At 60.1% G+C, this 24,017-nt stretch carries 23 protein-coding genes; 9 read left to right on the top strand and 14 right to left on the bottom strand.

Annotated features, from left to right (window positions below; all coding sequences use genetic code 11):
• Positions 1-5 precede the first annotated feature (5 nt).
• Both AC5PZ0_RS25010 and fabG read right to left on the bottom strand, forming a co-directional pair.
• Positions 6-1,556, bottom strand: a complete 1,551-nt coding sequence (locus AC5PZ0_RS25010) for an APC family permease (RefSeq protein ID WP_099430005.1) — start codon at positions 1,554-1,556, stop codon at positions 6-8.
• 40 nt (positions 1,557-1,596) lie between these two features.
• Positions 1,597-2,370: a 3-oxoacyl-ACP reductase FabG gene (gene fabG, locus AC5PZ0_RS25005; protein ID WP_099430006.1), complete on the bottom strand. Its 774-nt coding sequence runs from the start codon at positions 2,368-2,370 to the stop codon at positions 1,597-1,599.
• Positions 2,371-2,599: 229 nt separating this feature from the next.
• Here fabG and AC5PZ0_RS25000 point away from each other — a divergent pair, with 229 nt between their 5' ends.
• Together AC5PZ0_RS25000 and qhpR are read left to right on the top strand one after the other, a co-directional pair.
• The gene (locus AC5PZ0_RS25000) at positions 2,600-3,610 is read left to right on the top strand and encodes a phosphotransferase enzyme family protein (protein ID WP_493855947.1); all 1,011 of its coding nucleotides are present in this window, start codon (positions 2,600-2,602) and stop codon (positions 3,608-3,610) included.
• Positions 3,611-3,805: 195 nt separating this feature from the next.
• Positions 3,806-4,888 (top strand): AraC-like transcriptional regulator QhpR, encoded by a 1,083-nt coding sequence (qhpR, locus tag AC5PZ0_RS24995; protein ID WP_493855946.1) that lies wholly within the window; start codon positions 3,806-3,808, stop codon positions 4,886-4,888.
• A gap of 21 nt (positions 4,889-4,909) precedes the next feature.
• On the opposite strand, the gene AC5PZ0_RS24990 is transcribed toward qhpR, so the two are convergent.
• From AC5PZ0_RS24990 to AC5PZ0_RS24980, 3 genes are all read right to left on the bottom strand, one after another.
• Positions 4,910-5,068, bottom strand: a complete 159-nt coding sequence (locus tag AC5PZ0_RS24990) for a hypothetical protein (RefSeq protein WP_493855945.1) — start codon at positions 5,066-5,068, stop codon at positions 4,910-4,912.
• A gap of 92 nt (positions 5,069-5,160) precedes the next feature.
• Positions 5,161-5,448 carry a DUF3077 domain-containing protein gene (locus AC5PZ0_RS24985; protein WP_493855944.1) on the bottom strand — a complete coding sequence of 96 codons (288 nt, stop codon included), beginning with the start codon at positions 5,446-5,448 and terminating at the stop codon, positions 5,161-5,163.
• 115 nt (positions 5,449-5,563) lie between these two features.
• Positions 5,564-5,821, bottom strand: a complete 258-nt coding sequence (locus tag AC5PZ0_RS24980) for a hypothetical protein (RefSeq protein WP_258703842.1) — start codon at positions 5,819-5,821, stop codon at positions 5,564-5,566.
• Between the two features lie 440 nt (positions 5,822-6,261).
• Between AC5PZ0_RS24980 and AC5PZ0_RS24975 the strand changes: the two genes are divergently transcribed.
• The 4 genes from AC5PZ0_RS24975 to AC5PZ0_RS24960 all read left to right on the top strand — a co-directional run bounded on the left by AC5PZ0_RS24975 (position 6,262) and on the right by AC5PZ0_RS24960 (position 8,470).
• A complete protein-coding gene (locus AC5PZ0_RS24975) occupies positions 6,262-6,609 on the top strand; it encodes a metalloregulator ArsR/SmtB family transcription factor (protein ID WP_238216282.1) in 348 nt (115 codons plus the stop codon).
• 28 nt (positions 6,610-6,637) lie between these two features.
• On the top strand, positions 6,638-7,108 hold the full coding sequence (locus AC5PZ0_RS24970; RefSeq protein WP_493855943.1) for an arsenate reductase ArsC: 471 nt from the start codon (positions 6,638-6,640) through the stop codon (positions 7,106-7,108).
• A 9-nt stretch (positions 7,109-7,117) separates the two neighbouring features.
• Positions 7,118-7,819, top strand: coding sequence for an arsenical resistance protein ArsH (gene arsH, locus AC5PZ0_RS24965; protein ID WP_493855942.1), 702 nt, complete (start codon positions 7,118-7,120; stop codon positions 7,817-7,819).
• A gap of 213 nt (positions 7,820-8,032) precedes the next feature.
• Positions 8,033-8,470 (top strand): acetyltransferase, encoded by a 438-nt coding sequence (locus AC5PZ0_RS24960; RefSeq protein ID WP_493855941.1) that lies wholly within the window; start codon positions 8,033-8,035, stop codon positions 8,468-8,470.
• Between the two features lie 359 nt (positions 8,471-8,829).
• On the opposite strand, the gene AC5PZ0_RS24955 is transcribed toward AC5PZ0_RS24960, so the two are convergent.
• Positions 8,830-9,414, bottom strand: coding sequence for a tetratricopeptide repeat protein (locus AC5PZ0_RS24955; protein ID WP_493855940.1), 585 nt, complete (start codon positions 9,412-9,414; stop codon positions 8,830-8,832).
• 665 nt (positions 9,415-10,079) lie between these two features.
• On the opposite strand from AC5PZ0_RS24955, the gene AC5PZ0_RS24950 reads away from it, so the two are divergent.
• The 3 genes from AC5PZ0_RS24950 to AC5PZ0_RS24940 all read left to right on the top strand — a co-directional run bounded on the left by AC5PZ0_RS24950 (position 10,080) and on the right by AC5PZ0_RS24940 (position 13,299).
• On the top strand, positions 10,080-10,286 hold the full coding sequence (locus AC5PZ0_RS24950; protein WP_493855939.1) for a hypothetical protein: 207 nt from the start codon (positions 10,080-10,082) through the stop codon (positions 10,284-10,286).
• A 1,077-nt stretch (positions 10,287-11,363) separates the two neighbouring features.
• Positions 11,364-12,791 (top strand): hypothetical protein, encoded by a 1,428-nt coding sequence (locus AC5PZ0_RS24945; RefSeq protein ID WP_493855938.1) that lies wholly within the window; start codon positions 11,364-11,366, stop codon positions 12,789-12,791.
• A gap of 274 nt (positions 12,792-13,065) precedes the next feature.
• Entirely contained in the window at positions 13,066-13,299 is a 234-nt protein-coding gene (locus AC5PZ0_RS24940) for a hypothetical protein (protein ID WP_493855937.1), read from the top strand.
• Positions 13,300-13,573: 274 nt separating this feature from the next.
• Here AC5PZ0_RS24940 and AC5PZ0_RS24935 read toward each other — a convergent pair whose 3' ends face one another.
• The 8 genes from AC5PZ0_RS24935 to AC5PZ0_RS24900 form a co-directional block, all read right to left on the bottom strand.
• Complete coding sequence (locus tag AC5PZ0_RS24935; protein WP_493855936.1) at positions 13,574-14,617, bottom strand: DUF2806 domain-containing protein; 1,044 nt, start codon at positions 14,615-14,617, stop codon at positions 13,574-13,576.
• A gap of 296 nt (positions 14,618-14,913) precedes the next feature.
• Positions 14,914-15,708, bottom strand: a complete 795-nt coding sequence (locus tag AC5PZ0_RS24930) for a DNA adenine methylase (protein ID WP_493855935.1) — start codon at positions 15,706-15,708, stop codon at positions 14,914-14,916.
• A gap of 151 nt (positions 15,709-15,859) precedes the next feature.
• Complete coding sequence (locus tag AC5PZ0_RS24925; RefSeq protein ID WP_493855934.1) at positions 15,860-16,414, bottom strand: lysis system spanin subunit; 555 nt, start codon at positions 16,412-16,414, stop codon at positions 15,860-15,862.
• Positions 16,414-16,983: a glycoside hydrolase family 19 protein gene (locus AC5PZ0_RS24920; RefSeq protein WP_493855933.1), complete on the bottom strand. Its 570-nt coding sequence runs from the start codon at positions 16,981-16,983 to the stop codon at positions 16,414-16,416. Before AC5PZ0_RS24920 ends, AC5PZ0_RS24925 begins: the two co-directional genes overlap by 1 nt.
• Before the next feature lie 37 nt (positions 16,984-17,020).
• On the bottom strand, positions 17,021-18,064 hold the full coding sequence (locus tag AC5PZ0_RS24915) for a phage late control D family protein (RefSeq protein WP_493855932.1): 1,044 nt from the start codon (positions 18,062-18,064) through the stop codon (positions 17,021-17,023).
• A gap of 59 nt (positions 18,065-18,123) precedes the next feature.
• Positions 18,124-18,330 (bottom strand): tail protein X, encoded by a 207-nt coding sequence (locus AC5PZ0_RS24910; protein ID WP_132846538.1) that lies wholly within the window; start codon positions 18,328-18,330, stop codon positions 18,124-18,126.
• Entirely contained in the window at positions 18,305-19,150 is an 846-nt protein-coding gene (locus tag AC5PZ0_RS24905; RefSeq protein ID WP_493855931.1) for a phage tail protein, read from the bottom strand. The genes AC5PZ0_RS24910 and AC5PZ0_RS24905 overlap by 26 nt, the downstream gene beginning before the upstream one ends.
• 10 nt (positions 19,151-19,160) lie before the next feature.
• Positions 19,161-23,897 carry a phage tail tape measure protein gene (locus AC5PZ0_RS24900; RefSeq protein WP_493855930.1) on the bottom strand — a complete coding sequence of 1,579 codons (4,737 nt, stop codon included), beginning with the start codon at positions 23,895-23,897 and terminating at the stop codon, positions 19,161-19,163.
• Between the last annotated feature and the right edge of the window lie 120 nt (positions 23,898-24,017).

The following is a 24,017-nucleotide window of genomic DNA, read 5'->3' as shown; positions in this document are numbered from 1 at the left end:
TCTCCTCAGGTGTCCTGGCGCGCGTCGTCCATGACGATGCTGCCGATGATGTGGTACTTGCGGCGGTCGAAGTAGCGGAAGTACAGGGCAATGGAGCCCCCCAGCGCGAAGCTGGCCGCGACGATCCAAGGGATCAGCCGGAACAGCAGCGACTCGGCCGCGCTGCCTGCGGCAAAACTGAGGTTGGCGAACAGCAGGTAGACCACGTAGAGCATGCCGATGCCGCCCAGCAGGGGCGCGAGGAAGGTCTTGAACCAGTGCGCCTGGGCACGGCGTTGAGTGCCCACATGGAAGTAGCAGACCACGGCAAAGGCGCACAGCGCCTGGACGATGAGAATCCCCATGGTGCCGAGAATGGCCAGCAGCGCGTAGAGGTCGGCGTAGGGGTCTTTACCGGTGAACAGAAACGCCAGGACGATCACCGTGGCGATCAGGCTTTGCACGGTCGAGGCTATGTGCGGTGAACCATGGCGCTCATGGGTGCGGCCCACGGTACGGCCTAGGAACACGAACAGGTTTTCCCGGCCCAGGGCATAGATGTAGCGCGCCGCGCAGTTGTGGAAGGCCATGCCGCAGGCGAACGAGCCGGTCACCACCAGCAGCTTGAACAGGCTCACCGCCCACTCACCCAAGTAGGTGCGGGTCGGCCCGTAGAACACTTCGGCGGCAGTGGCTGGGTCTTGCGCCAGGCGAATGGCCTCGGCAGGCCCGGAGCCAGCGATGGCCATCCACGACACGAACACATAGAACACCCCGATGCCGATGACCGCGATCAGCGTCGCCAGCGGGATGATCTTTTTCGGGTTGCGCGACTCCTCGCCGTACATCGCCGAGGACTCGAAACCGACCCACGACCAGAACGCGAAGAACAGGCCTATGCCCGCATTCGCGCCGATCACGCCCTCGGCGGGTTTGAACGCGTTCAGCGGGTTGATCGACTCCGCGGCCATGCCCTGCGGGCCACCGCCATGCAGCAGCACGGCAAAGGCCATCAGCCCCAGCATCAGGATCTCCAGCACCAGGCATAGCCCAAGCACCTTGGCGGTCAGGGAAATGTCAAAGTAGCTGAGCACGCCATTGGCCAGCAGCATGGCCAGGGCGAACACGATCCAAGGCACGTGCACGCCGAAGACGCTGGCCAGCAGGTCTTCGCAGAAGAAGGCGAAAATGCCCACCAGCGCCGCTTCAAACACGATGTAGGTGAGCGTGACCGCAATCCCCGAGGCCATTCCCACCACCCGCCCCAGCCCATGGGAGATAAACCCATAGAACGCGCCGGTGGCCGTGATGTACTTGGCCATTTGCGCATAGCCGATGGCAAACAGCGCCAGGATGATCGTCGCCACCAGGTAGCCTGCGGGGGCGTACTGGCCATTGCCGCTGCCGATGGCGATTGGCACGTTGCCCAGCATTGCCGTGATCGGCGCCGCCGTCGCCACCGTCATGAACAGCACACCCATCAGGCCCACCGCGTTCTTGCGCAGGCGCTGCACCTGGTGGGGCTGCGCCTGGCCATCGCGCGTGAGTTTCAGTTCACCACTGTAGATCTCGCTCATCAGGATGCACTCCGTTCTTATAGGGTTATGGTGCAAGGCGTCAGGCGAGTGCCTGCAGGGACTCAGGCAGGATCTGCCCGCCGTCGACGATCAGGCTCTGCCCGGTGATGTAGCCGGCCTCTTTCGAGGCGAAAAACAGCGCGGCGTTGGCGATGTCCTCGACGTGGCCGAGGCATTTGAGTGGAATGGACGCAGCCATGCTGGCCTGGTACGCCTCGCCCATGCCCTGCAAGCCCTCGGTGAGGATGTTGCCGGGCAGCACGGCATTGATCGTGATGCCATCGCGCGCCAGCTCGATGGCCGCCGTACGCATGAAGCCCAATTGCGCCGCCTTGCTCGCGCCGTAGTGCGCCCAACCGGGGAAGCCAGTGACTGGCCCGGTGATCGAAGAGGTGAGAATCACCCGGCCATAGGCCGCCCGGCGCAGGTGCGGCAGCGCCGCCTGCACGCACAGGAAGGTGCCTTTGGCGTTGGTATCAAGCACCAGGTCCCAATCGGCGTCGGTCATCTGTTCCAGCGGCGCCGAGGGGAACACACCCGCGTTCGCGCACAACACATCAAGCCCGCCCTGGGCCTGCACCACCTGCTCGATCAACTGCCGCACCGGCTCGCGCTGCGCCACATCGGCGACCAGCCCGATCACTGCCAGGCCTTGGTCGCGCAGGCGGCTGGCCACGGCCTCGACCTTGTCCCGCTGCCGCCCACTGATGGCCACCTTGGCGCCCTGGCGGGCAAAGCCGACGGCGATGCCCAAGCCAATGCCGCTGGTGCCGCCGGTGACCAATACGCTCTTGCCTTGTAGTGAAGTCAGCATGTTCAAGCCCTCGATCCAATGACCTAGCCGGTGATGTGGACCGATGGTGGGCTGACCGGCAGCGGCCGACTTGACCGCAGGGCACAAGTTGCGGGTCGCAAGATCAAATTCTCGATCAGGCCTGGGCGCCTTGTGGCGAGCGGTCAAGATTTCGCGGTTTGCGGTCAAGCCAGTGGCGCGGGGCTCGACTCATGCTGGCAGCCAGACCCCTGCCAACGGAGCGTGCCTGATGACCACCGATATCTCCTCCCACACCAGCCCTGCCGTGCTCGACCGCTTTGCCCAACGTGCGCTGTCGGCCTATGCCGAGGCCTACCAGGGCCAGATCGGGTTACTGGTGCATTCGGAGAACGCCACCTATCAGGTTCAGGGGCAACGGCAACGTTTTGTCATGCGGGTGCACCGCGCCGGCTACCACCAGCAGGCCGACATCGCCAGCGAGCTGGCCTGGCTCGCGGCGTTGCAAAGCGCTGGCCTGGAAGTACCTGTGCCGATTACGGGGCTGGATGGGGAGGCAATTCAGGTTGTCGAGCTGCCCGGCCACGGCCGCCGGTTTGTGGTGCTGTTCCACTGGATCGACGGGGGCGAGCCCGACCAGCAACAACTCAATGCTTCTTTTCGCCGGCTGGGCGCCATCAACGCCCACCTGCACCGGCATGCCCGCACCTGGCAACGACCGGGCAACTTCCAGCGGCTGACCTGGAACCACCAAACCATGCTGGGTGACCAGGGCCACTGGGGCAGTTGGCGTGCGGCGCCCTACCTGGATACACGCGGTAGCGCATTGATCAGCGAAGCCGTGGGCGTGATTGGCGAACGGCTGCACGGGTATGGCGAGGACCCATCGCGCTTTGGCCTGATCCACGCCGACCTGCGTCTGACCAACCTGCTGGTGCAGGGGGACCGCACGCGCATCATCGACTTCGACGACTGCGGCATGGGCTGGTACCTGCATGACCTGGCGGCAGCCCTGAGCTTTTTCGAACACCACCCCGACCTGCCGCACTGGATAGACAACTGGCTGGAGGGCTACAGCACGGTGGCCAGCCTTGACGACTGCGACATCGCCCTGCTGCCAACGCTAATCATGCAACGGCGCCTGCAGCTGCTGGCCTGGACCGGCACCCACCGCGGCACCCCACAGGTCGAGTGCCTGGGCCCGGTGTGGGTCGAACAAACGGTCGAGCTGTGCCAGCGCTACTTGCAGGAGCGCCCGGTGGGCGCACTCGCGCGGGCATGAACGAAACAGTTTTGTAACCAAAGGCTACGCACCCTGTTGGTGCGTCGCCCACGCCTGGCGTGCTCCAGCCCAGCCCGCAAAGAGGTACCCTTGAGCGGCTGAACGGTGTGATTACAGCGTTTCGCGCGGCGTGGAATGAAAATTGCTCCCACCGTTACCCAGCAGCACTCGGTAAACGATCGAGGAGGATTCTACGTGCACGTTGTCCATCCAGGTCCGCTCCACCCCACCGGCGCCCAGCCCGGCAACGCGATCGGCATTCTCGCCTCGGCGGCAACCGGCCTGGTCAGCTTCATCGGCCAGCAAGGCGGCGACGCCGAGCGCATCCTCGGGCGCGCCGGCATCGACTCCGAACGCCTGGAGCACCCGACCCTGAGCCTGGACCTGAACCAGTATTGCCAGGTGTTCGAAGAAGCCGCCCGGCAAACCGGCAACGACAACTTCGGCCTGCGCTTCGGCCAGCAGTTCAAGCCCGACGCCCTGGGTTTGCTCGGCTACGTGGGCATGTGCTCGGCCACCCTGGGCGATGCCTTGCGCAATGTGGTCGACACCTTCCCGGTGCACCAGCAGAGCAGCCTGTTGCGGCTGGAGGCGATGGGTGAGTTCTACCGCCTCGACTACCAGGTGCAGTACGGCGCCATTGTGCGCAGACGCCAGGATGCCGAACTGTCGCTGGGCATGTTCTTCAACCTCATGCGCCACGCGCTGGGCCAGAACTGGACGCCGGAAAAGGTGCTGTTCGAGCACCCGCAACCCGAGGCCTGGCACGAGCACTGCAAAGTATTCGACGCCCCGGTGCTGTTTGGCCAGCCACGCAATTCGCTGGTGTTCCGCCGCAGCGTGCTCGACCGGCCGATGCCCGGCCGCGACCCACGGCTGCTGGCCATCGTCATCGAAAGCATGCGCATGCTCGGCGGCCAGGCCGGCACGACCAACCGACCGGGCATTGTCGATGACGTCAAGACGCAGGTCAGGGCCCTGCTCGGCGACGGCTACCCGAGCCTGGAGCAGGTCGCCGAGCAGTTGCGCCTGCCCAGCTGGACAGTGCAACGCCGCCTGCAGGAGCAAGGCTTGAGTTTTTCAACCCTGATCGACACCGTGCGCCAGGAGCTGGCGACCTACTACCTGCAACAGTCCGCGCTGCCGATTTCCGAGCTGGCCTTGCTGCTTGGGTATTCGGAGATCAGCGCGTTTTCGCGCGCGTTCCGCCGCTGGTTCGATGTCAGCCCCAAGCAGTGGCGCCAGGCGCATAAGGGGCAGACGGTGACGGCGCAGTAGAAGCTGGCGTGGGGCGGCTGGCTAGACTGCCAAGCGAGCCAGACGCTGCAAGGCCAGGGTAGCCTCCGGCGGAATGGCGACCACGGTGTCGCAGTGGGTGCATACGCCTACCAAAAGGTCCTTGGCCACGCCTCGGCCATCGCTGAACGGTACATCACGGCGAGCATAGTGCGTGGGCACTACCGCCCGACAATCCTCGCAAAGTGCCCTGCCGCTATCACCTTCGGAAAAGATCTTCATTGTTTACACTTTCACTGTTGAGCGCTAACGCATCAGCGGTGCTTGCGCATGCCCATGTGCGCATCGTCCATCAGCGCCTTGGCCATTTCGCAAAGAAAGTGCGAGGCCCACACCAGCACAGGTTCGTCGTCCATCACCCCGATGAACGAGGCTCGTCTTGAGCAGTCCATCAGCACCGACGCCTGCTCGATGGCATGGTCACAGCAGTTGCCGGGCTCTACGCGAAACAGGCGCTTGCCCTGTATCACGCCGTCCAGGCACGACGCTGAACCTATGGTCAAACCCAGCGTGCCAGTGCCTTCTGGTAATACCTTGTCCATTGCATATCTCCCTGCGCTGTCGCGCTGAAAACAACGTTCGCAAGCGCGTCGACGCCCGCTGTAGGAGCGGGCTTGCCCGCGAAGGGCTGCAAAGCAGCCCCGGCATCGGTGAATGTCAATGCAGCGTCTGCATGTGCGGCCTGGCCGTGAGTTGCACCTGCGCAACCGCCGATTCCAGCAATGTGCGCACAGCTTCCATTTCGTGCATGACGGCCAGGGTCATGATTGAGGCAGGCGACTTGGGGAGCGTGGAGACGGCGTGGTGGGCGACGGCCAAGGCGCAGAGTACGTACTCCGAGGCCTGGATCAGGGTGTCTTCGAGGTGATGAGGTGTATCGGCGGAGCATGGTGGGTCGGGGACGATCTTGAGCATGGCGAGTCTCTCTAGTTGCACTATTCAGATCGCCACCTGCTCACTTGCAGATGATTGGGTGGCGGCTACATACAGGCCTGCAAGGCCGGGGGCAACTAGAGAGAATGCCCGGCTGGTCCGAGGACCACCCGTACGTAGCCACCATAAAGCGCAGCCGGATGCAAAGCATCTGTGGCTGATGGTGGACTCTTCCTAGTTGACCCTACAGGCTTGCAGACCTGGTCGTTGATTTCTCACCGACGCGGCCAGACTAGAAGGCTCTCCCCCTCACTTCAATGACGCAATGGCCTGCAAAGAGTTATTCAGAAACGCCCTACAAGGAAGAGCCAAAATCTGATGATTTCCGCTAGCTCTGTATCAATTTCGTGCCGCATTTTCCTGCTTGCCTAATACATATGGAAATCCGTATATTCGATTATCCATATGTAAAGAGCACCTCCATGATCACCCCACCCGAGGTCTTCAAGAACCTGGCCGACGAGACCCGCGCTCGCGCCACCCTGCTCATCGCCAGCCTGGGCGAGCTCTGCGTTTGCGAGCTGATGTGCGCGCTCGACGACAGCCAGCCGAAAATCAGCCGCCATCTCGCCCAACTGCGAAGCAGCGGTCTGCTGCTGGATCGCCGCCAAGGCCAATGGGTGTATTACCGCCTCAACCCAGACCTGCCCACGTGGGTGCACGACATGCTGCAGGTGACGTTGCAGGCCAATGCCACCTGGCTGCAGGCGAACACAGCCCGCCTGCAGCACATGGCCGACCGCCCCGTCCGCGCAGCCGCCTGCTGCTGAAGCCGCCACCCCGCGAGAGAGCCTTCCAATGCAAGTCCTGTTCATGTGCACCGCCAACAGCTGCCGCAGCATCCTCAGCGAAGCGCTGTTCAATCACCTGGCACCGCCAGGCTTCGCAGCCGTCAGTGCCGGCAGTTTTCCCAAAGGCCAGGTGCTGCCGCGCAGCCTCACCACCCTGCAGCAGGCCGGCATTTCCACAGACGGCCTGCACAGCAAAGGTAACGATGCCTTCGCCGCCAACCCGCCAGACATCGTCATCACCGTCTGCGACAAAGCCGCCGGTGAACCCTGCCCCGTGTACTTCGGCCCGGCCCTAAAAGCCCACTGGGGCCTGGAAGACCCTTCCGAGGTCGAGGGTGACGAGGCTGCGATTGACGCCGCGTTCAACGCCACGCTGGCCATCATCGAGCGACGCTGCAACGCCCTCTTCGCCCTCCCCTTCAATACCCTCGGCCACGACGAGCTCCAGCGCGAGCTGGACCGCATCGGCACGCTTTAAGGAGGCCCCATGTCCGAGCAACTGCCCAACCTCGACCTGTCCCTGTTCGACGCAGCCCCAGCCGCGCCCCGTGCCAGCGAGCACAAACCGCGCATCCTGCTGTTGTACGGGTCGACCCGCGAACGCTCCTTCAGCCGCTTGCTGACCGAAGAGGCCGCCCGCCTTCTGCAGCATTTCGGTGCCGAGACGCGCATCTTCGATCCCTCCGGCCTGCCGTTGCCTGACGACGTGCCGGTAGAGCACCCCAAAGTGCAAGAACTGCGTGACCTTGTGCTGTGGTCCGAAGGCCAGGTCTGGTGTTCGCCCGAACGCCACGGCGCCCTGTCGGCCGTGTTCAAGGCGCAGATCGACTGGGTCCCCTTGGCCCTCGGCGCCGTACGCCCCACCCAAGGCAAGACCCTGGCCGTGATGCAAGTGTGCGGGGGTTCGCAGTCGTTCAACGTGGTCAACCAACTGCGCGTACTGGGCCGCTGGATGCGCATGTTCACCATCCCCAACCAGTCCTCGGTGCCCAAGGCGTACCTGGAATTCGACGATGCCGGCCGCATGAAATCATCGCCCTACTACGACCGGGTGGTCGACGTGATGGAAGAGCTGGTGAAGTTCACCCTATTGCTGCGCGACCGCACCGAGTTTTTGGTGGACCGCTATTCCGAGCGCAAAGAAAGCGCCGAGCAGCTTACGGCGCGGGTAAACCAACGTTCGATCTGAGTGATTACCGGGGACGACGCGGCTTTAAAGCCGTCCCCGGCCCTTGACGCAACCTGCGGGTATCAGTACGTTTTCAGCCCCTTCCTTTTCGGCCCCCTCTGCAGTGCACCGCCCAGGCGTTAGTTCGCGAAGCGGGCATTCAAGATGCCGACACTTATACGGTCGCCTAATGGCGTGCCGCTACTCCGTTATCAAGTGAACAAGGTTGATTACATGATCATTCGTCAGGCCAACGCCGCAGACCATCCACTGCTGCTCGACATCTGGCTGCGCGCCGTTCGCGCCACTCACCATTTTTTGCAGGCATCCGACATAGACGCGCTGCTGCCGCAGTTGCGCGATGTTTACCTCCCCGCTGTCGATTTGTGGGTCGGGGTCGATGCTGAAGATTGCCCGTTAGGCTTCATCGGGCTGAATCAGGAGCATGTGGAAATGCTCTTTATCGACCCCGACCTGCGTGGGCGCGGCATTGGGCGCGCGCTGCTGGATTACGCACGCGGTTCGCGGCACACGCTGAGTGTGGATGTGAACGAGCAGAACCCGGAGGCTGTAGGGTTTTATCTGCATTATGGGTTTGTGCAGACGGGGCGCTCTAAGGTGGATGGTGAGGGGCGGCCGTTTCCGTTGTTGCATATGAGTTTGCCGAGTTAAACGGTCGAGCTTGATGGGCAGCTGGGCTCGCGGAGCTAAGGCACCCGCGGGCTTTCCATGGAGCGTTTACGCTGAGCGCTTTTAACAGCCCATCGCAGCGGTCCGGCGCCCCGACAAGCCAGCTCCTACAGGAGTAGCGTATTTCGTGTGAGTCTCGCTCACCTGTAGGAGCTGGCTTGCCGGGGCGCCGGACCGCTGCGATGGGTCGCGCAGCGGCCCCCTTGGCCCAAAGTGGCTGGCATTAGGATTTAGCCCGTCTCTCGAAGATCTGCCTCAGGGACACCCGCGAATAACGTACGCGAGACCGAACTGCCCTTCCTTCAATCAGCCCTGAGGGTTACAGGGCCGAGAAAACAGGCTCATCGCACTTTGTAGGCGTTCATACAGGCCGAGGCGCGCTGGCGGGCATCAGCCAGCTTCTCTACCGGCATCTTGTCAACGATCTCCACCAAGCTTACGCGGGCGTCGCTCGCAATCTTCTGCTCGGTGTCCGCATGCGCGTCCGCAGCTGCAGCATTGCGTGTGGCGGTATCAATGGCACAGCGCACCCATGTGTAAGACTGAACGGGATCTGGCCTCACCCCTTTGCCTTCCTGATAAGCGATGCCCAGATGCCACTGAGCCTCCGAAACACCCAGCGCTGCGCCTTTGTGCCACAGATCGACAGCCAAGGATGGGTCGGCCTGCATGCCAAGGCCATAGTAGGCCAGGTAGCCCAGGTTGTTGAGCGCAAGCCGATTCCCTTGCGCCACGGCCTGACGCCACTGCACCACCGCTTCAGGATAGTCCTCGCGCTTGTATGCATCGACACCCAGGCCATAGGCCGAGTCGCCTCGTGATCCGATACGCGTTTGATCGGTGGCAGGGGTTGAAGGGGTGGACGATGTGCAGGAGGTCATCATCAATACGGTAACGATGAACGCAGTCCTGAGGTTCTGATGCACGATGGAATCCTTGCCATGTGTCGGTCGGGGGCGGGACGTTATCGGAAATTGTGCCTGCCAACAAGGTAGCGGTATCGGGCAGGGGCGCAGCCTGTGGGACTTCGGTTATAGAGGCCTAATGTCGCGCCTGCAGCATTCGAAGGACCTGTTTCCGGACGAACCGCGATTTCTCTTGGTAAACTAGCCGTCTTCCACACTTACGCGAACATGGCCGATGTAGCGGGCTTTGCAATCCGCCTCTGCGTGTGCTGTTGCCACGGGAATTTGCTACACGTCGCCGCCCGATTGCTAAATCGCAGCCACCGCTTGCTGAAACCGCCCTGAAAACCCCGAATCCGGTACGAAACACGTTGAACGAAATGACTGCAAAATCAGGCTCTAACCCAGTTGCGACAAGGCCTGAGCCGTCGCGCCGGTTCTCCGTTGCACCCATGATGGATTGGGCCAATTCTTCCTGAAGGTCCCTAATTACGCGACCTCCGGCCCGCACAGCAAGCTCTAGTACCATTTTTGTACCATCCGCTGCCGTTCCAGCGATTCCAAGACCAATGGGAGCGTAAGCCAAGCTCGCCTGAAAAAGTGATTCCGACACGCTCGACAAGCCGCTGTAGTCCCGAAAACCGGCTATCCTCGCCTGAGCCCTTTCAATCGGCCCAGAGACCTCCATGGACGAGAAAGCCGCAATCACAGCAGACACTATGGAGCTGCTAATACTGAACCAAGCTGCTATCAGAGCAGCCCTAGAAGAGCTTTCTCTCTGGGTTAGTCAACGTGGCTCTACCCATATCCATGATAATGTCATGGCTGCTCTAATGACATTGGATACTCATGCGGAAGCTATCTTGACAGGGATCGAACGCTTACGGGAATGAGCCAGAAAGGCAGCTTCAACTGGCCAGAGCAATCTGCAGCGCATTGATTTCTTACCCGATATTTGAGGGCTGCCTTCGGCTTGCCTAACGAATGGAAATATAAATTAGAAAATAGCCTCCCGCCCATCGATGAAACCGGCCTTAAACCGTATCTATTGCTCTAGATGGCTTCCTCGCTATACTGTACATATATACAGCACGGCGAGTGCTGACCATGACGGCCGAAATCATTACCTTCCCGATACCGAGCAAAGACGAAGATATCCCAAAGGAGAGGCAAGAATTTTTTGCGGACCTTCCCTTAGGTTTCCGTTCAGAGCATTGCGAACCTTCACGCCTAGCCCTTGAGTGGAGTGTAGAAGCACTCGCATTTCGTTCGGGCGTTTCACCAGACGCAATCCGCACGGTCGAGCTCGGAAAGGAGCTGCGGCGCGTCACAATGCAGGCACTCGCTTTTGCGCTTGAAGCGGAAGGGCTCATTTTCTTCCCTGGGCACCCTCCCCTGCGTTCTGACGACTGCAGAGGCGCTACACCTGACCCCAGAACCAGAGGCGACTACCACCTGATCGAATGATAGAGCGATCGATGGCTTGGCGGGCCAACCGGACTTTAGTTGAGCTACCCGGCTCGCCTTTTCAGCCCACCCCCACGATAACCGAGTCGTGGCTGTATTGAGCCTAAAAAGCGGGATAGAGATTTGAACCCGCCCGGCGCCCTCCTTAGGCCGCTTTAGGCCAGCAAAACCTGGCGTCACAGTACGCACATTCGGTCTTACGCGGCCCTGAACGGCCCAGTATCTGCCCTAAATTTGCCCTGAGAATTTTCAGCATAACGCCCTGACCACACGCTGATGTGCGGCCTAGCCTGACGCGCTGGACTGCCTTACGACTGCACCCCACAAGCGGCAGCGCAATGCACTCACGCTGGCTCCATAGCCCGAACACACCTGTACTGGCACAATGCGTTCAGACCCTGACACGGATAGGCTTCAGGTTGGCTCACTCGGCCCCACAGGCTCTAGCTCTGTCATCGAGACCCAGGCCCCAAAATCGTATTGCAGATAGGAACGGATCCACTATGAGCAGTCTAGTCCCCAAGCCACAAATGCAGTTAGTTGACCCACAAGCGCAGATGGTCGTTGAGCTGCTGCAAGCCATTGGCTTGCCGCATGAAAATATCATTGCCTCCCAAGAGGAAAGGGCAATTATTGGGCAGGCATTACCGGCATTGATTGAATCACTCCCTCATGATGCCAAACAAGGTGCTAGATACCTTTCAAAATTTGTTGTAGGCGCAGGATTTGGACTTTTTGACTACTCCCTAAATGCGATTTGGAACGAAGTCGTTCTAGACTTACACAAGAAAGTAATAGCTTATGGGCTCGACATCTTTTACGACGCGGCAATCGGAGGAAAAAACAGGGAGTTTTATCAAACGGAAGACGACCTTCGCGCAGTAAAAGACGCAACTCTTCTGGATACATGCCGAAAGCTTGAACTGATTAGTGAGACAACAACAAAAAAACTCAAGCACATGCTCGACATGCGCAACGATATTGGGATATCCCACCCAACAAACTACACAATTAACGCTTACGAGCTTTTAGCGTGGCTTACAAACTGCATCAAAGATGTGCTGAAGGATCGACCAACTGAGTCCGCACTGCAGGTCCAGGCTTTTATCCAGAATCTCCGCACATACACGCAGCCTCTAGACGCAGCTTACCTTGCCAGCATTACTAGCAAAATAAATGAGCTCGCGTCTCATCACTGCGGGAACATCCTCAGAACTATGTTTGGGATCTATGTAGCCGCAGATACGGACCCACAAGTCAGGAAGAATATTTCCCTCCTTTCAGTTCCTGTCTGGCAAGCTAGCAATGAGGATTTCAAATATCGCCTTGGGTTAACTCTCGAAGGTTACAACACTAACCTCCACAAAGACAAATACGAGCTTGGCGTTCAGTTTCTCCAAGCCGTTAATGGCAATGCATTCCGCTCAGGTGCTGAGCGAGCGATTATCGTAGATGGACTGATAGACTCGTTACTAGAAAAACATAATGCTTGGGACAACTTCCACCACGAAGCCCCAGTAGCTGACGACATAATGTCTTACATACACAATCAGCAGGACATTCTTGCGAATTTCGCACCCAAGCTGATTAAGGTTTTCCTGATTTGTCGAATCGGTAACGGCCGGCCATATTGCAGCGGAGTTTCCCCAAGAGGGGCAATTTATTACGATAAACTTCTAGGCTTGCTAGGTGACCAATGGGCGCCTACTGCACTAGCAGCACTCACAAGCTTTGAAATCCAGGTTCAACTTAGTGACGAGCTTTGCCGTAAACAAGCCTGCAAAGCGCTGGAAAAAATCAAAGCCGGCGTGGTCAATCAGCGCCTTCAGGAGTGCATCGACTTTCTCCTGACACACCTTCCAGGTAACGGCAAAGCACCACTAGACAGTAGGTTTAAGCAGCTAACAGCTGGTTATCTGACCTGGTCATGAATCCGCTTTGATTCGACTATTACACACTCCAATTGTGCTGGAGTAGGAATAGAAAAAGGCGCCCAACCCCCAATAAATAGGGACTAGGCGCCTTTTTTGTGTCTGAGCATCTGTGGCTAGGTGAGCATGATTTGGCATGGAATGGCGCACAGCTTGCCCCATTTTTGCCCCACGGCTTCCATTCCTAAGGACACCGAGCTAGCCACTGATCGTGATTCAGAGGACAGGGATCTGCCCGGGCTATAATCCTTGAGCTGGCAAAAGGAGTTTGTCTATGAAACGCGACCGCGCAATGGAAGAACTACGTGCTCTGGTACCGGCAAGTAACCCTCACCTCACACCAGCCGAGCTCGACAAACTTACAGATCTTCAGGTTCTGGAACGGGTCACGAACTCGTTCATAGTGGATGATCAAGGCAGACAAAGTAATGACTGGGAGGTAGTCCAGATGCGGGCGCGCCTCGACAACCTCATCAAGAAACACCGTGCTAAATCCCACCTGCGCTGATCCGGTGTCATCCACCAAGGATAGGGGTTTGTACCCGCCCGGCGCTCTAGATAGCCCACCATAGGCCAGAAAAAACGGCTAATCTTGCATCATTTGCTGGCCCGTTTAGGCGTAAGGCGCCCTAGGTATTGCCCTAGATTTGCCCTAAGAATTCTGGTACCTAGAGTATGAGCATGGATGACCAAACGTCAACGACAGCCGACACACTTGAGCTGTTGCAGCCGAACCAGGTTGCCATCAGAGCGGCTCAACGCTTTCCGGCACAACTAAAAAGTTAGGTCTGAGGCGCAGGCGCGTCAAGTGTAATATTTTGTGCATTATAGAACCGTCCTGTTGTATCAGATGCGCTTACCCAATCCGCGAGCTTGACTGTAAACCCTTTGCCGGCAAAATCCCTGCCAATGAGGCGCAAGTACTCTAGATCAGGCTCGAATGAACCCAACTGAAGTACTTGCTCACCTACAGCCGTAAGCAAGAAGATTTCAAACTTGACAGTTTTTTTGGGGTCCTCATGTTCAAGTATTAGTATCTTGCCATGGGAGACAAAGCCTCGAAGAAACTTATCGTCACGAACTGATTCATATGTTGTTGCGAGTCCAATAGATTCAACACCAGAAATCACGCCCAATTCTTGCATTTGTATAAGCATGGAAAAGGAAATACCATTAGATTCCAAGTGCTCAAGCTGGTCCCGAGCAATGGAACTGGCGATGACATATCTTGCCAATTTACTGATCGTTTCGGCTTCTGTTTTGGAGAGCATTTTCAAAAATTCCAGCGTCCGGATCGAATATCGACCGGGTGCTTTAACCTCACCAGCTAAAACGCTACCCCACATCCGTTGCAGATCCTCATTAGAAACCTTGCCCGCCTGCTCGCGCCACGCGAAGAGCCAGTCATCGTCAACTGGACGATCTGGGGGGAGTTGCCCATCGGCTGCAAGTTGCTCTTCGGCAAAGAGTATGGCTTTCGAGGCATTGATTTCTGATCGAGCTGCTGCTGCAACTGAACTTCTATTACCGTACTCTACGGCTTTAGACAGACCGAGGGTTGGCTCAATCCGTTCGTCAATATCGCACGCTGTCTCTTCAGTATTAGCGAGCAGTAAAGTTCCATCTGAACGAAGTTTTTTCTTGCCAGACCGGATATCAGCGGCGTCTGCCTCTGCTTGTGCTAGCATGAGAATTTCATGTCGACGTATTTCGTTTCGGGCCCGTCCCTCTCGGCCGACTTGCCATGGTGAGAGCAGCGCACCAAGGCCTTTTTCCGTTAATGTTTCCCAAAGCTTTATCACAAGCTTCTCGCCGGGGAGGTCCATGTCATCTCCTGATGGTCTGCGTAATTTTGGCTGCCATGCGCGGGATAATATGGGCATTCGCTTCATCTCGCACTGATTTCACTGGAATGCAAGTGAAGACACGTCCGAATGCCCTTATCCAAGCTTAACTTTAGCAGCCAAAGACAGTGGGTGGGTAGGGATCAGGTTCCGTTTCAACGCTGTCCCAGGCACAAGCAGCCTGATTACATCGATGGCCTAGCGGCCATCCCTCCACGTCGGCGTCGCGGTCCGATACGGTCCTGTTTTTACCCAAACTATTCCCTAAAGATTCAGGGTCAGAACAGCTGGCCAAGCCCGTCTGGTTGCCAGCTCATGATCACCAATTCGCCGGTCACGTCCGCCTTGCCCTGTCGCTGGTTCGTATTGCTGTAGCGGATATCCAGGCACTCGAAGTGGAAACCCTCAAACGCTCGGCGGATGTCCGGGTGGTCGTTGATACTGACCATTACCTTGCCCTTGCACCGGCGCATGAAGTCGGCCATGCGCTCGTACTCCTCGAAGGGGAAGTCGACGTCATAGCCGGCGGTCTGCCAATACGGAGGGTCCATGTAGAAGAACGTATGCGCCCGATCGTAGCGCTCGGCGCAGGCGAGCCACGAAAGATTCTCGACATAGGTACCTGCGAGGCGCTGCCATGCCGCTGACAGGTTTTCTTCAATGCGCAACAGGTTGATGGCCGGCCCAGTGGTCGCGGTACCGAACGTTTGCCCAGTGACCTTGCCACCGAATGCATGCTGCTGCAGGTAGAAGAACCGGGCGGCGCGCTGGATGTCGGTCAGGGTTTCGGGACGCGTCATCTTCTGCCACTCGAAGATCTGCCGGGAACTGAGCGCCCATTTGAACTGACGCACAAACTCCTCTAAGTGGTTCTGGACAACGCGGTAGAGGGTGACCAGGTCACCGTTGAGATCGTTCAGCACCTCCACCGGGGCGGGCTGGGGACGCATGAAGAACAACGCGGCACCGCCGGCGAAGACTTCGACGTAGCATTCATGAGGGGGAAAGAGAGGGATCAAGCGGTCGGCCAGGCGGCGTTTGCCACCCATCCAGGGGATAATTGGAGAGGTCATATGTATGCAAGTCTTTACTGTATGGATAAACAGGTGCTAGGCTCGCCGCGCTTTGTGCACAAGGCAGAGGCCACGGCCGGACTTGCAGGAAGGGTCTGCGGGTTCGGCGGGCCGGGCTGGATGTTGACGCATCCTCCTGGCTCGCCTCTTTTCACTTGGTGACTTCGCGCACGTAGGCCTGGCAGGCCTGCAGTGCGATCAGTCCTCGATCACCGGTGTCGGTGATGCCGATAATTCGTTGAGCATGCGCTGGGTCAAGTTGGGCACGAATGGGTCCATGAACCATGCCTCCGGTGCCGGCGGCTTCTCGCACCCCACCGTCACAACCCGGGGCGGCAAAGGCTCCAGCGTCGACAAGGACTGACAACCGCAAGTCAGCAGTAGCCAGCCTGTCACGCAGGCGAGCTTGAATCTGTTGTGCATCGTTCATCTCCTTCCAATGTGTTTTGCCCTGCTCCTGCAGGCGATCCTCCAGGTCTTTTCGCTGAGTTTTCTGTTCTGCCAGCTGCTCCAAGGCTGCAGCTGCAGCCTCCTCACGTTCTCGACCATGTACCCGATCTCCATCCGCCAACTGCTGGACATAACCTGCGGCCTGCTCAGCCAGCTGCTTTCCGTACTCGCTGGCCTGCCACACCCAGGCGCTTCGGCCGCCGGCATAGAGCCCGACCGCAACAGCCAGAAGTGCGATGCGCCAATTCAGAGACATCACTGCAACACCTCAAGTGCACGCGTGTAGAGCGCCTGGCGATCTTTCAACCCATTCAGGCCACCATTGATGCGGCGCGTGATCGACTCGAAAACCGCGTCATCGGACTGCAGCACCTTGTCAGCCAGGGTATTAAGCCCCGCACGTTGCCAGAACCAGCCGGCCGACAGAGAGGCGTACACAGGCTGTTCGAGCAGATCAGGGGTATTGAGCAAGCGGCTGTCACCGAACAGCGCTTCGCTGCAGGCCTCGTAGTTGTCGCGCCCGGTGATCTGGATCAGCCCACGGCCACGATAGCGCTGACCATCGCCGTCAGCCGCCGGAGTGTTGCCGAGGCGCTGCGCCAGGCGCCCAGTGTCGTACTTGGCCAGGTAGGCATCGTTACCGAGCTCGCGCACATACAACAGCTGGCCAGACTCATGGCCGACTTGCGCAAGGAATGCGGCAATGCGCCGAGGCGTAATGATCGAATACTTACCCATCGTCGCATTGAGTCCAGGAACAAAAACGCCGGCTTTGCGGCCGGCGTTGGGGAGGATCTGCTGCAACTGTTGAACTGAGATAGCCATTGATTTCTCCAGGGTTGGCCATATACGGCCATGAGGGTTAGAGCTGCTCAACCTTGAGCGGCTTTTCGTCTTTCTTTTTCTTGCCCGAGGCTTTGGCCTTGCCCTTCTTGCCGCCGTTGCATTCCACAGTTGTTGTCCAACCGTTCTGGGTAAACACCTGCTCGACGCTGTCCACCAGGTACTCGCCATCGAGCCCGACCTTGAAGCCCAGCGCATTGATCGAACATTCAGCGAACAGGTCGTGTCGACCTGCCATTTCCAGGCGCACGCTGGCGGTGCTGCGGTTAAACGCGGCCAGCCGCGCCTTGGCGGCCTGCTTGGCGGCGGTTTCGTTGGGGTAGATATGGCGGTCGGTATGAACCGACGGCAGGCCATCCGGCGATTCGTCGTTGTCCAGCTGGACGACCTTCAAGGCTCCGGTTTTCGGGTCCTGGTGCTGGGTCTTAACCGCCCTTTGCGTACTGCGATCGCCCAGTCGGAACTGGTAGCGGGAGACATCTGTCTTGTTGATCGTCACGACCTGCAGCGACTTGCCGGACGTACTTTTGCCGCCCTGCCTAGGCATGACCAGCAGCTTGCCTTCAGCCACCTTGGCCGTGCTGTCGTACTGCCGCGCCAGGCGCGTGACAAAGTTGAAATCCGACTCGTTGCGCTGATCGACGCGCTCGACCTTCGTCGTGACGGGGCACACCGGTTCCCAGCCGTTGCGCTTGGCAATTTCGGTGACAATCTGCGAAAGCGGCACGCCCTCCCAGCTGCCGCTTCGAATGGTCTTGCCACTGCCACGCATGTCGCTGGCCTTACCGCGAATGGTCAACTCGTCCGGTGGGCCGGACAGCTGCACCTCGTCGACGGTGTAGGCCCCCACCCGCTTGAGAGGTTGGCCCTCATAGCCCAGCAGGACCTCGATCACCCCTCCTCGCGCCGGTAGTGCGACGACCTGATCGCGGTCGTCAATGCGCAGCTCAAACTCATCCGACGCCATGCCGGGCTTGTCCGAGATCCTCAGCAGCAGCAAGCGGTCATTGATCAGCGCGGTGATGTCCTTGCGGTCCGCGATGATTCCATAGGTTGGTTTCATGCTTACTCCAGAAACAGAAAGCCCCGCATGGGACGGGGCTTCATTACAGGTACGCGGGGTCAGTCGAACAGTTGCAGCAACTCGACCGCCGGTGCCGATAGATCGGGCAACAGGATCAGCAAGCCGGCACGATAAGGCTGCGCCTGCCTGGCCAGATCCGGGTTGGCCTCCAGCACCGCCTCGACGGTGCCGTTGAGATGCCCGTAGTGGTGCTGACAGATCACGTCGAGCAGGTCGCCGTCAGACGTTCTGCATGTCGTTGCCATAACTCACAAACTCCAGGTTAAAACCCTGTTTACGGGGGATGCCGCCTGACAGCAGGTGGCTTTGTTCCTCTTCAATACTGACCAGGCACCAATTGCCCAGCACCTCGCCGTAGCCCGTGACCAGGTTCAGCGGCTGCAGGTTACGGCCAATGGTGCGCAGCACGTTCAACTGCTGCAGGCCGCCCTTGTGATGGGGGAAAATCGCGCCCTTGAGCGTGATCTTTTCCTCACCCAAACCCACGGCCTGCTGCGCCACAGTGCGGCGAAGGCGTTCCTGACCAGCCCAGCGAAACGACGCCTGCCGGCGCAGTTCGTCAAACGCAGCCGTATCGAGGTTGAAGTAATACGGCTGCTTCTTGGGGTCATGCGGCTGGATAATCAGCAGATGCGGGAACGGCGCGACGGCCTCAGGTTGCGGCGTTGTCGTGCCCAACAGGCCGCCGGTGGGCACGATATTGGACAGCGAAGGGCTGACCAAACCCGCCACCCGGCCGGCCTCGGCCGCGACCTTGTCCGCCATCCGCTTGAACGTGCCCAGTCGCTCCTGCACCTGGGTGGCCCCGTTAACGACACGGCTATAGGTCGCGGCCACCTGTCCCACACGGGACTGCGCCACGTTGATACTGCGCACGACCCGGCCGAGCATGGCGCCGACCTCGGGCGGCACGAACGGAATACTGTCCAGCTCCGCCGCAGCGCCCGTGATGCTGCCGATAGCGCCATTAAGGGGTGACAGCATGCCATCCATACTTTTGCGTCCAGCCTCCCCTGCCGCAACCAGTCCCGTCAGGGACGACTCCAGCAGCTCCATGTAGGCCATAAGGCCCTCCTTAAACGTGTGGTTGATCGAATAGCTGAGTCGAGGACATCCGCGCCGATACTTCACGCTGCCAAGCCTCAAACAGCTGCCGCAGCGGCGATTCGATTTCACGAACGACCTGCGCCGGGTCCTTCACATCACCCTGCACATCGATCTTGATATTTGGCGAAAAGGAGAACGCCTGGTCCACCTGCGGTGCCGCTGCAGGCGCAGGCGCGGCTGCCTTGGCTGGCTGTACCAGTTCCGGCATTCGCGGCGCCGGCGGCGTTGCCTTGGCCATCATGTCGCGCACTACATCGCCAAACCCGGCAGGCAGGGTCGCCAACTGGGGGGCTGCCTGGAGTGGCACTGCCTCGCCAGCTGGCTTGGGCTCGCTACGATCGACAACTACTGGCGCCGGCGCCGACTTTGCCGGAACCTCGCGCAGCGTCTCACCCAGCTTGATCGGCGGTGTTTCCGGCGCCGGTTGCGGATGAGCTTGTGGCGGCACCAAGCCAGCGCCAGGGAAACGCACCTTGCTGGCCGTCTGCGCCGGCAGCAGGTACGGGTCCCTGAACTCAGGATCGAGCGGGTCATAGGACACCGGCGGTTCTACCGGCGCCGGCGTGGCCACCGTGCGCACCGTGTCGCCAAGCTTCGCCGGTGCTGCCGGTAGAGGCCGCGCTGGCTCAGGCTCGGCTTCTGACTCTGGCTCGGGCACCGGTTCTGGTTGAATCGGCGGCCGCACCAGGGGCGCACCTGGGAAACGCACCTTGTTGGCGGACAGCGCCGGCAGCAGGTACGGGTCCTTGGACTCAGGATCGAGTGGGTCATAGGACACCGGCGGTTCTACTGGCACCGCCGTGGCAACCACGCGCACCGTGTCGCCAAGCTTCGCCGGTGTCGCCGGCAGGGGCGGCACTGGCTCAGGCTCAGGTTCGGGCACCGGTTCAGATTGAATCGACGACCGCACCAGAGGTGCACGCGGGAAACGTACCTTGTTGGCCGTCAGCGCCGGCAGCAGGTACGGGTCATTGGAGTCAGCATTAAGCGGGGCATTGGACACCGGCGGCTCTAACGGCGCTGGCGTGGCCACCGCACGCACCGTGTCGCCCAACCTCGCAGGTGCCGGCGTTGGAAGCGGTACTGGCTCAGGCTCGGGTAACGGATCTGGCTCGAGCACAGGCTCAGGTTGAGCCGGCGGACGCACCAGCGGTGCACCTGGGAAACGCACCTTATTGGCCGTCAGCGCCGGCAGCAGATACGGGTACTTGGACTCTGGGACGAGCGGGTCATAGGACACCGGCGCCGGCGTGGCCACTGTGCGCCCCGTGTCGCCCAGCTTTGCCGGCGATGTCGGTAGCGGCTTGACGACTGGCTCGCGATTGTCGACCACCGCAGGCTCAGGCATTTGGACTGCAGGCGTCGCCACCGGCACCAACTTGGTGGCCTTGACCAGGTCACGCATCGCATCGCCTAAGGCCGGCGCGAGCGATGCCGGCACAGGCTCGCGGCTAACATCCACCAAGGGCAAAGGCACCTGGACTGCGGGGGCAGGTACCGGCTTGGTGGCATCGACCAGGCCACGCATCAGCTCACCTAGGGCCGGCGCCGGTGATGCCGGCACAGGCTTGGTAACAGGCTCGCGGTTATCAACCACCACGGGCTTAGGCACCTGGACTGCAGGCACCATGACCGGCTTTTCCACTTTCGGGAAAGGCACCGGCTTGGTGGCCTCGACCAGGTCACGCACTGCCTCACCCAAAACCGGCGCCGGCGATACAGGCACAGGCTCGGCAACAGGCCTGCGATTATCAACCACCACGGGCTTAGGCACCTGGACTGCAGGCGCCACGTCCGGCTTGTCCACTTTCGGTGAAGGCACCGGCTTGGTGGCCTCGACCAGATCACGCACCGCCTCACCCAAAGCCGGCGCCGGCGATGCCGGCACAGGCTCGGCAACAGGCCTGCGATTATCAACCACCACGGGCTTAGGCACCTGTACTGCAGGCGCCACGTCCGGCTTGTCCACTTTCGGTGAAGGCACCGGCTTGGTGGCCTCGACCAGATCACGCACCGCCTCACCCAAAGCCGGCTTGGCAACAGGCTCGCGATTATCAACCACGACGGGCTTAGGCACCTGGACTGCAGGCACCCCGACCGGCTTGTCCACCTTCGGTGAAGGCACCGGCTTGGTGGCCTCGACAAGATCACGTACCGCCTCACCCAATTCCGGCGCGGGCGATACAGGAACAGACTTGACGACAGGCTCGCGACGATCGACAAGCACTGGTGGCTGCAGTGCCGGTTCTGACGCCACAGGGAGCGGCACCGATGGCTCAGTCTTGCCCTCCACGCGCTCCTGCGCAGGTTGCAGCGTGGCGCTTAACGCTTCTCCAGGTGCCGTTGGGTTTTCCGACTCGGCCTTGCCTTCGGTTGGCTCATCACCGAACCAACGCTTGCCCAACCAACCGCCCAGCGATTCACCACCCAGGCCACCTAATACGGCCCCTACAGCCCCCCCAACAGCAGTACCGATGACGGGCACTACGGAACCAATAGCAGCGCCGGCCGCAGCACCGGCTAAGGTGCCTGCAAGACTGCCTGCAGCGCCACCGTACCCCTCAGCCTTCTCATCCTGAGATTTGGCATTGATTGCCACATCGATCGCGGCCGCACCGGCATCGACTACGTTGCCACCAGGGAGCCGCTTGGCGAGTCGAGTAATCCCTCGCACCGAGCGCGCCACTTTGCCGAGCTCATCCCCGACGGTTGGGGCCGAAGGCGCCGCGAGCAGACGTTGCGGCCTGACCACAGCAGCCTGGGGCGCCTCGACTTTCGCAACGGGCCGGACCGGAGTGCCCTGTTTCGCCGCACGCCGACGCTCCCGGCGGCGACTTCTACGACTACCGCCGCCAGGTGGCGCTGCCGGGGAACTATTTGCAACACGACTGTCGATCCCTCCGATTGCATCGGCGTTAACCACAAATACACGCTGCGTGTCGCCGCCGCCCGTTACCGGGTCATTGGCCGATGCCGGCTCACTCGCACGGGAAGAAAACACCTTGCCTAGCAGGCCAAGCCCGGTGTCGACCACCTTGCTGCCCGTCTTGGGCAGCTCAATGGGCGCACGATCACTGCGCCCCACTCGACCGGCCAGCCCCTCCAGGCCTCGACCGCGCGCGATGTTGAACACGCCTCGACCGACTTTCAATGCGCTAGATGCGGTCATGAACGCCAGGACCGCCGCCGTAACGCCTCCAACGCCGAGGACAAGCGACGGGAAGCTTTCCGACAATGAGGTGATGCCACGAGCAACCGACGTCAGCCCCTTAGCGGCTAGGTCGGTGGCCGGGCGGATGGCATCGCCAATGCTGCGCATGGCGTCGTCAGCCGCCTGGACCGTCTCAGCCCACTGCTGCGCTGAGGTTTCGCGGCGCTCAGCCAGGTTCTTGTCGAGGATGCCCGAAGCCTTCTTGGAGTCGGCTTTCAACTCCTCGTACAAACCCCGGTTTTGCCCATAGGCAGTGAGAGCCGCCTTGACCTGCATGTCAGCGAAGATATCGCCGGTGCGCAGGGTCTTCTCCAGGGCCTCCAGCGCTGCCTTGGCTTTCTCCGGGTCGACTTCCTTGTCGATCTTAGCCTGGGCATCCTTGATCTTGTTGGCCTTCGCCGGGTCGGTCGCCTCGACGTATTTCATAGCCAAGGCCATGGACGCCTCAATGACGTTCATGCCCTTCTGCAGACCAGTGTTCAGCGAGGCCTGATAATCAATGCCTACATCGCTGTAGGCTTTTTTGATATCGCCAGCGCCGATCTTCTCCATCCAGTTCTTGAAGTTATTCGCCGCCTCGTCCGAACTACCGGCGGTCTTCATCTGGACCTGCAGCATGGAGCCCAGCGAGGTCACCGCATCCAGGCCGGTGATACCGTTTTTCTCCATGCCGGCCAGCAGTTGCGGGAACCACTTGGCCATGTCGCTGGCTTCGAAGCTGCCCGCCTGGCCTTGGTAGGCAATCGCCTCCAGTGCCTGTTGCATGACCTTCGGATCACTGATCTTGGCGTTTTGCTCCAGCGCCTGGATCATTGATGCCGTATCGACACCCGAGGCACCCTGGCCAATGGCGAACTTGGCCGCCACCGGCGCATACGACAGCGCCTTGTCCAGTTCCATGCCGGCACCGACCAGCTGGTTGACCAGGTCGGCCACGTCATTGCGCGCCATGCCGGTGTCTTTGGACGTGTCGATCACCGTCCGGTTAAGCTGCTGTTCCTGCGGCTTATTGACGATATCGGCCTTGATCGCAATGTCACGAATGATCGCCTGATAGTTCGCACTGATCATCGTCGGCACAGCGGCGGCGCCGGTAGCCACTACAGCCTTGCCGATGTTCGACTTGAGCGATTCCTTGCCTGCCTGCAACTGCTGGTGACCCTTTAGCTGCAGGTCAGCCGCCCTGGCCTCTCGGCCTAGACGCTGATACTCCCGACTGAGGCGGCCGACCTCGACGCCCTGCTTGCGCAAGGCATCCAGATTACTGTCCAGCTTGCGTAGCAGCTTGTCAGCACCGGCGGTGCCACTGTCATGCGCGCGCTTCCATTCCTCGCGCAGCTTGATGGTTTCGCCAATGGTACTTTTCAGCACCTTGGCTTTGTTGCCCTTGGCCTCCAGCTTCTCGATGCCGCTTTCGACCGTTTTGAATGCGGCGCCGACCGATGAGGCGACGGCGCCCCCGATCACCAGCGATAGCGCTAGCCTGCTTGCCATCGGTGCCTCCTATTGCGAGCTCAATCTGTGAGCCACCAGACCATGTCCGCATAGGACATGGTCATGATTTCCTCAGGCGAGAAATTCAGTTCAGCAGCAAGCCGTTTGGCGGCTTGCTTC

This window comes from Pseudomonas sp. 5.2, assembly GCF_059025405.1.
This window is presented reverse-complemented; position numbering and strand designations above follow the sequence as displayed.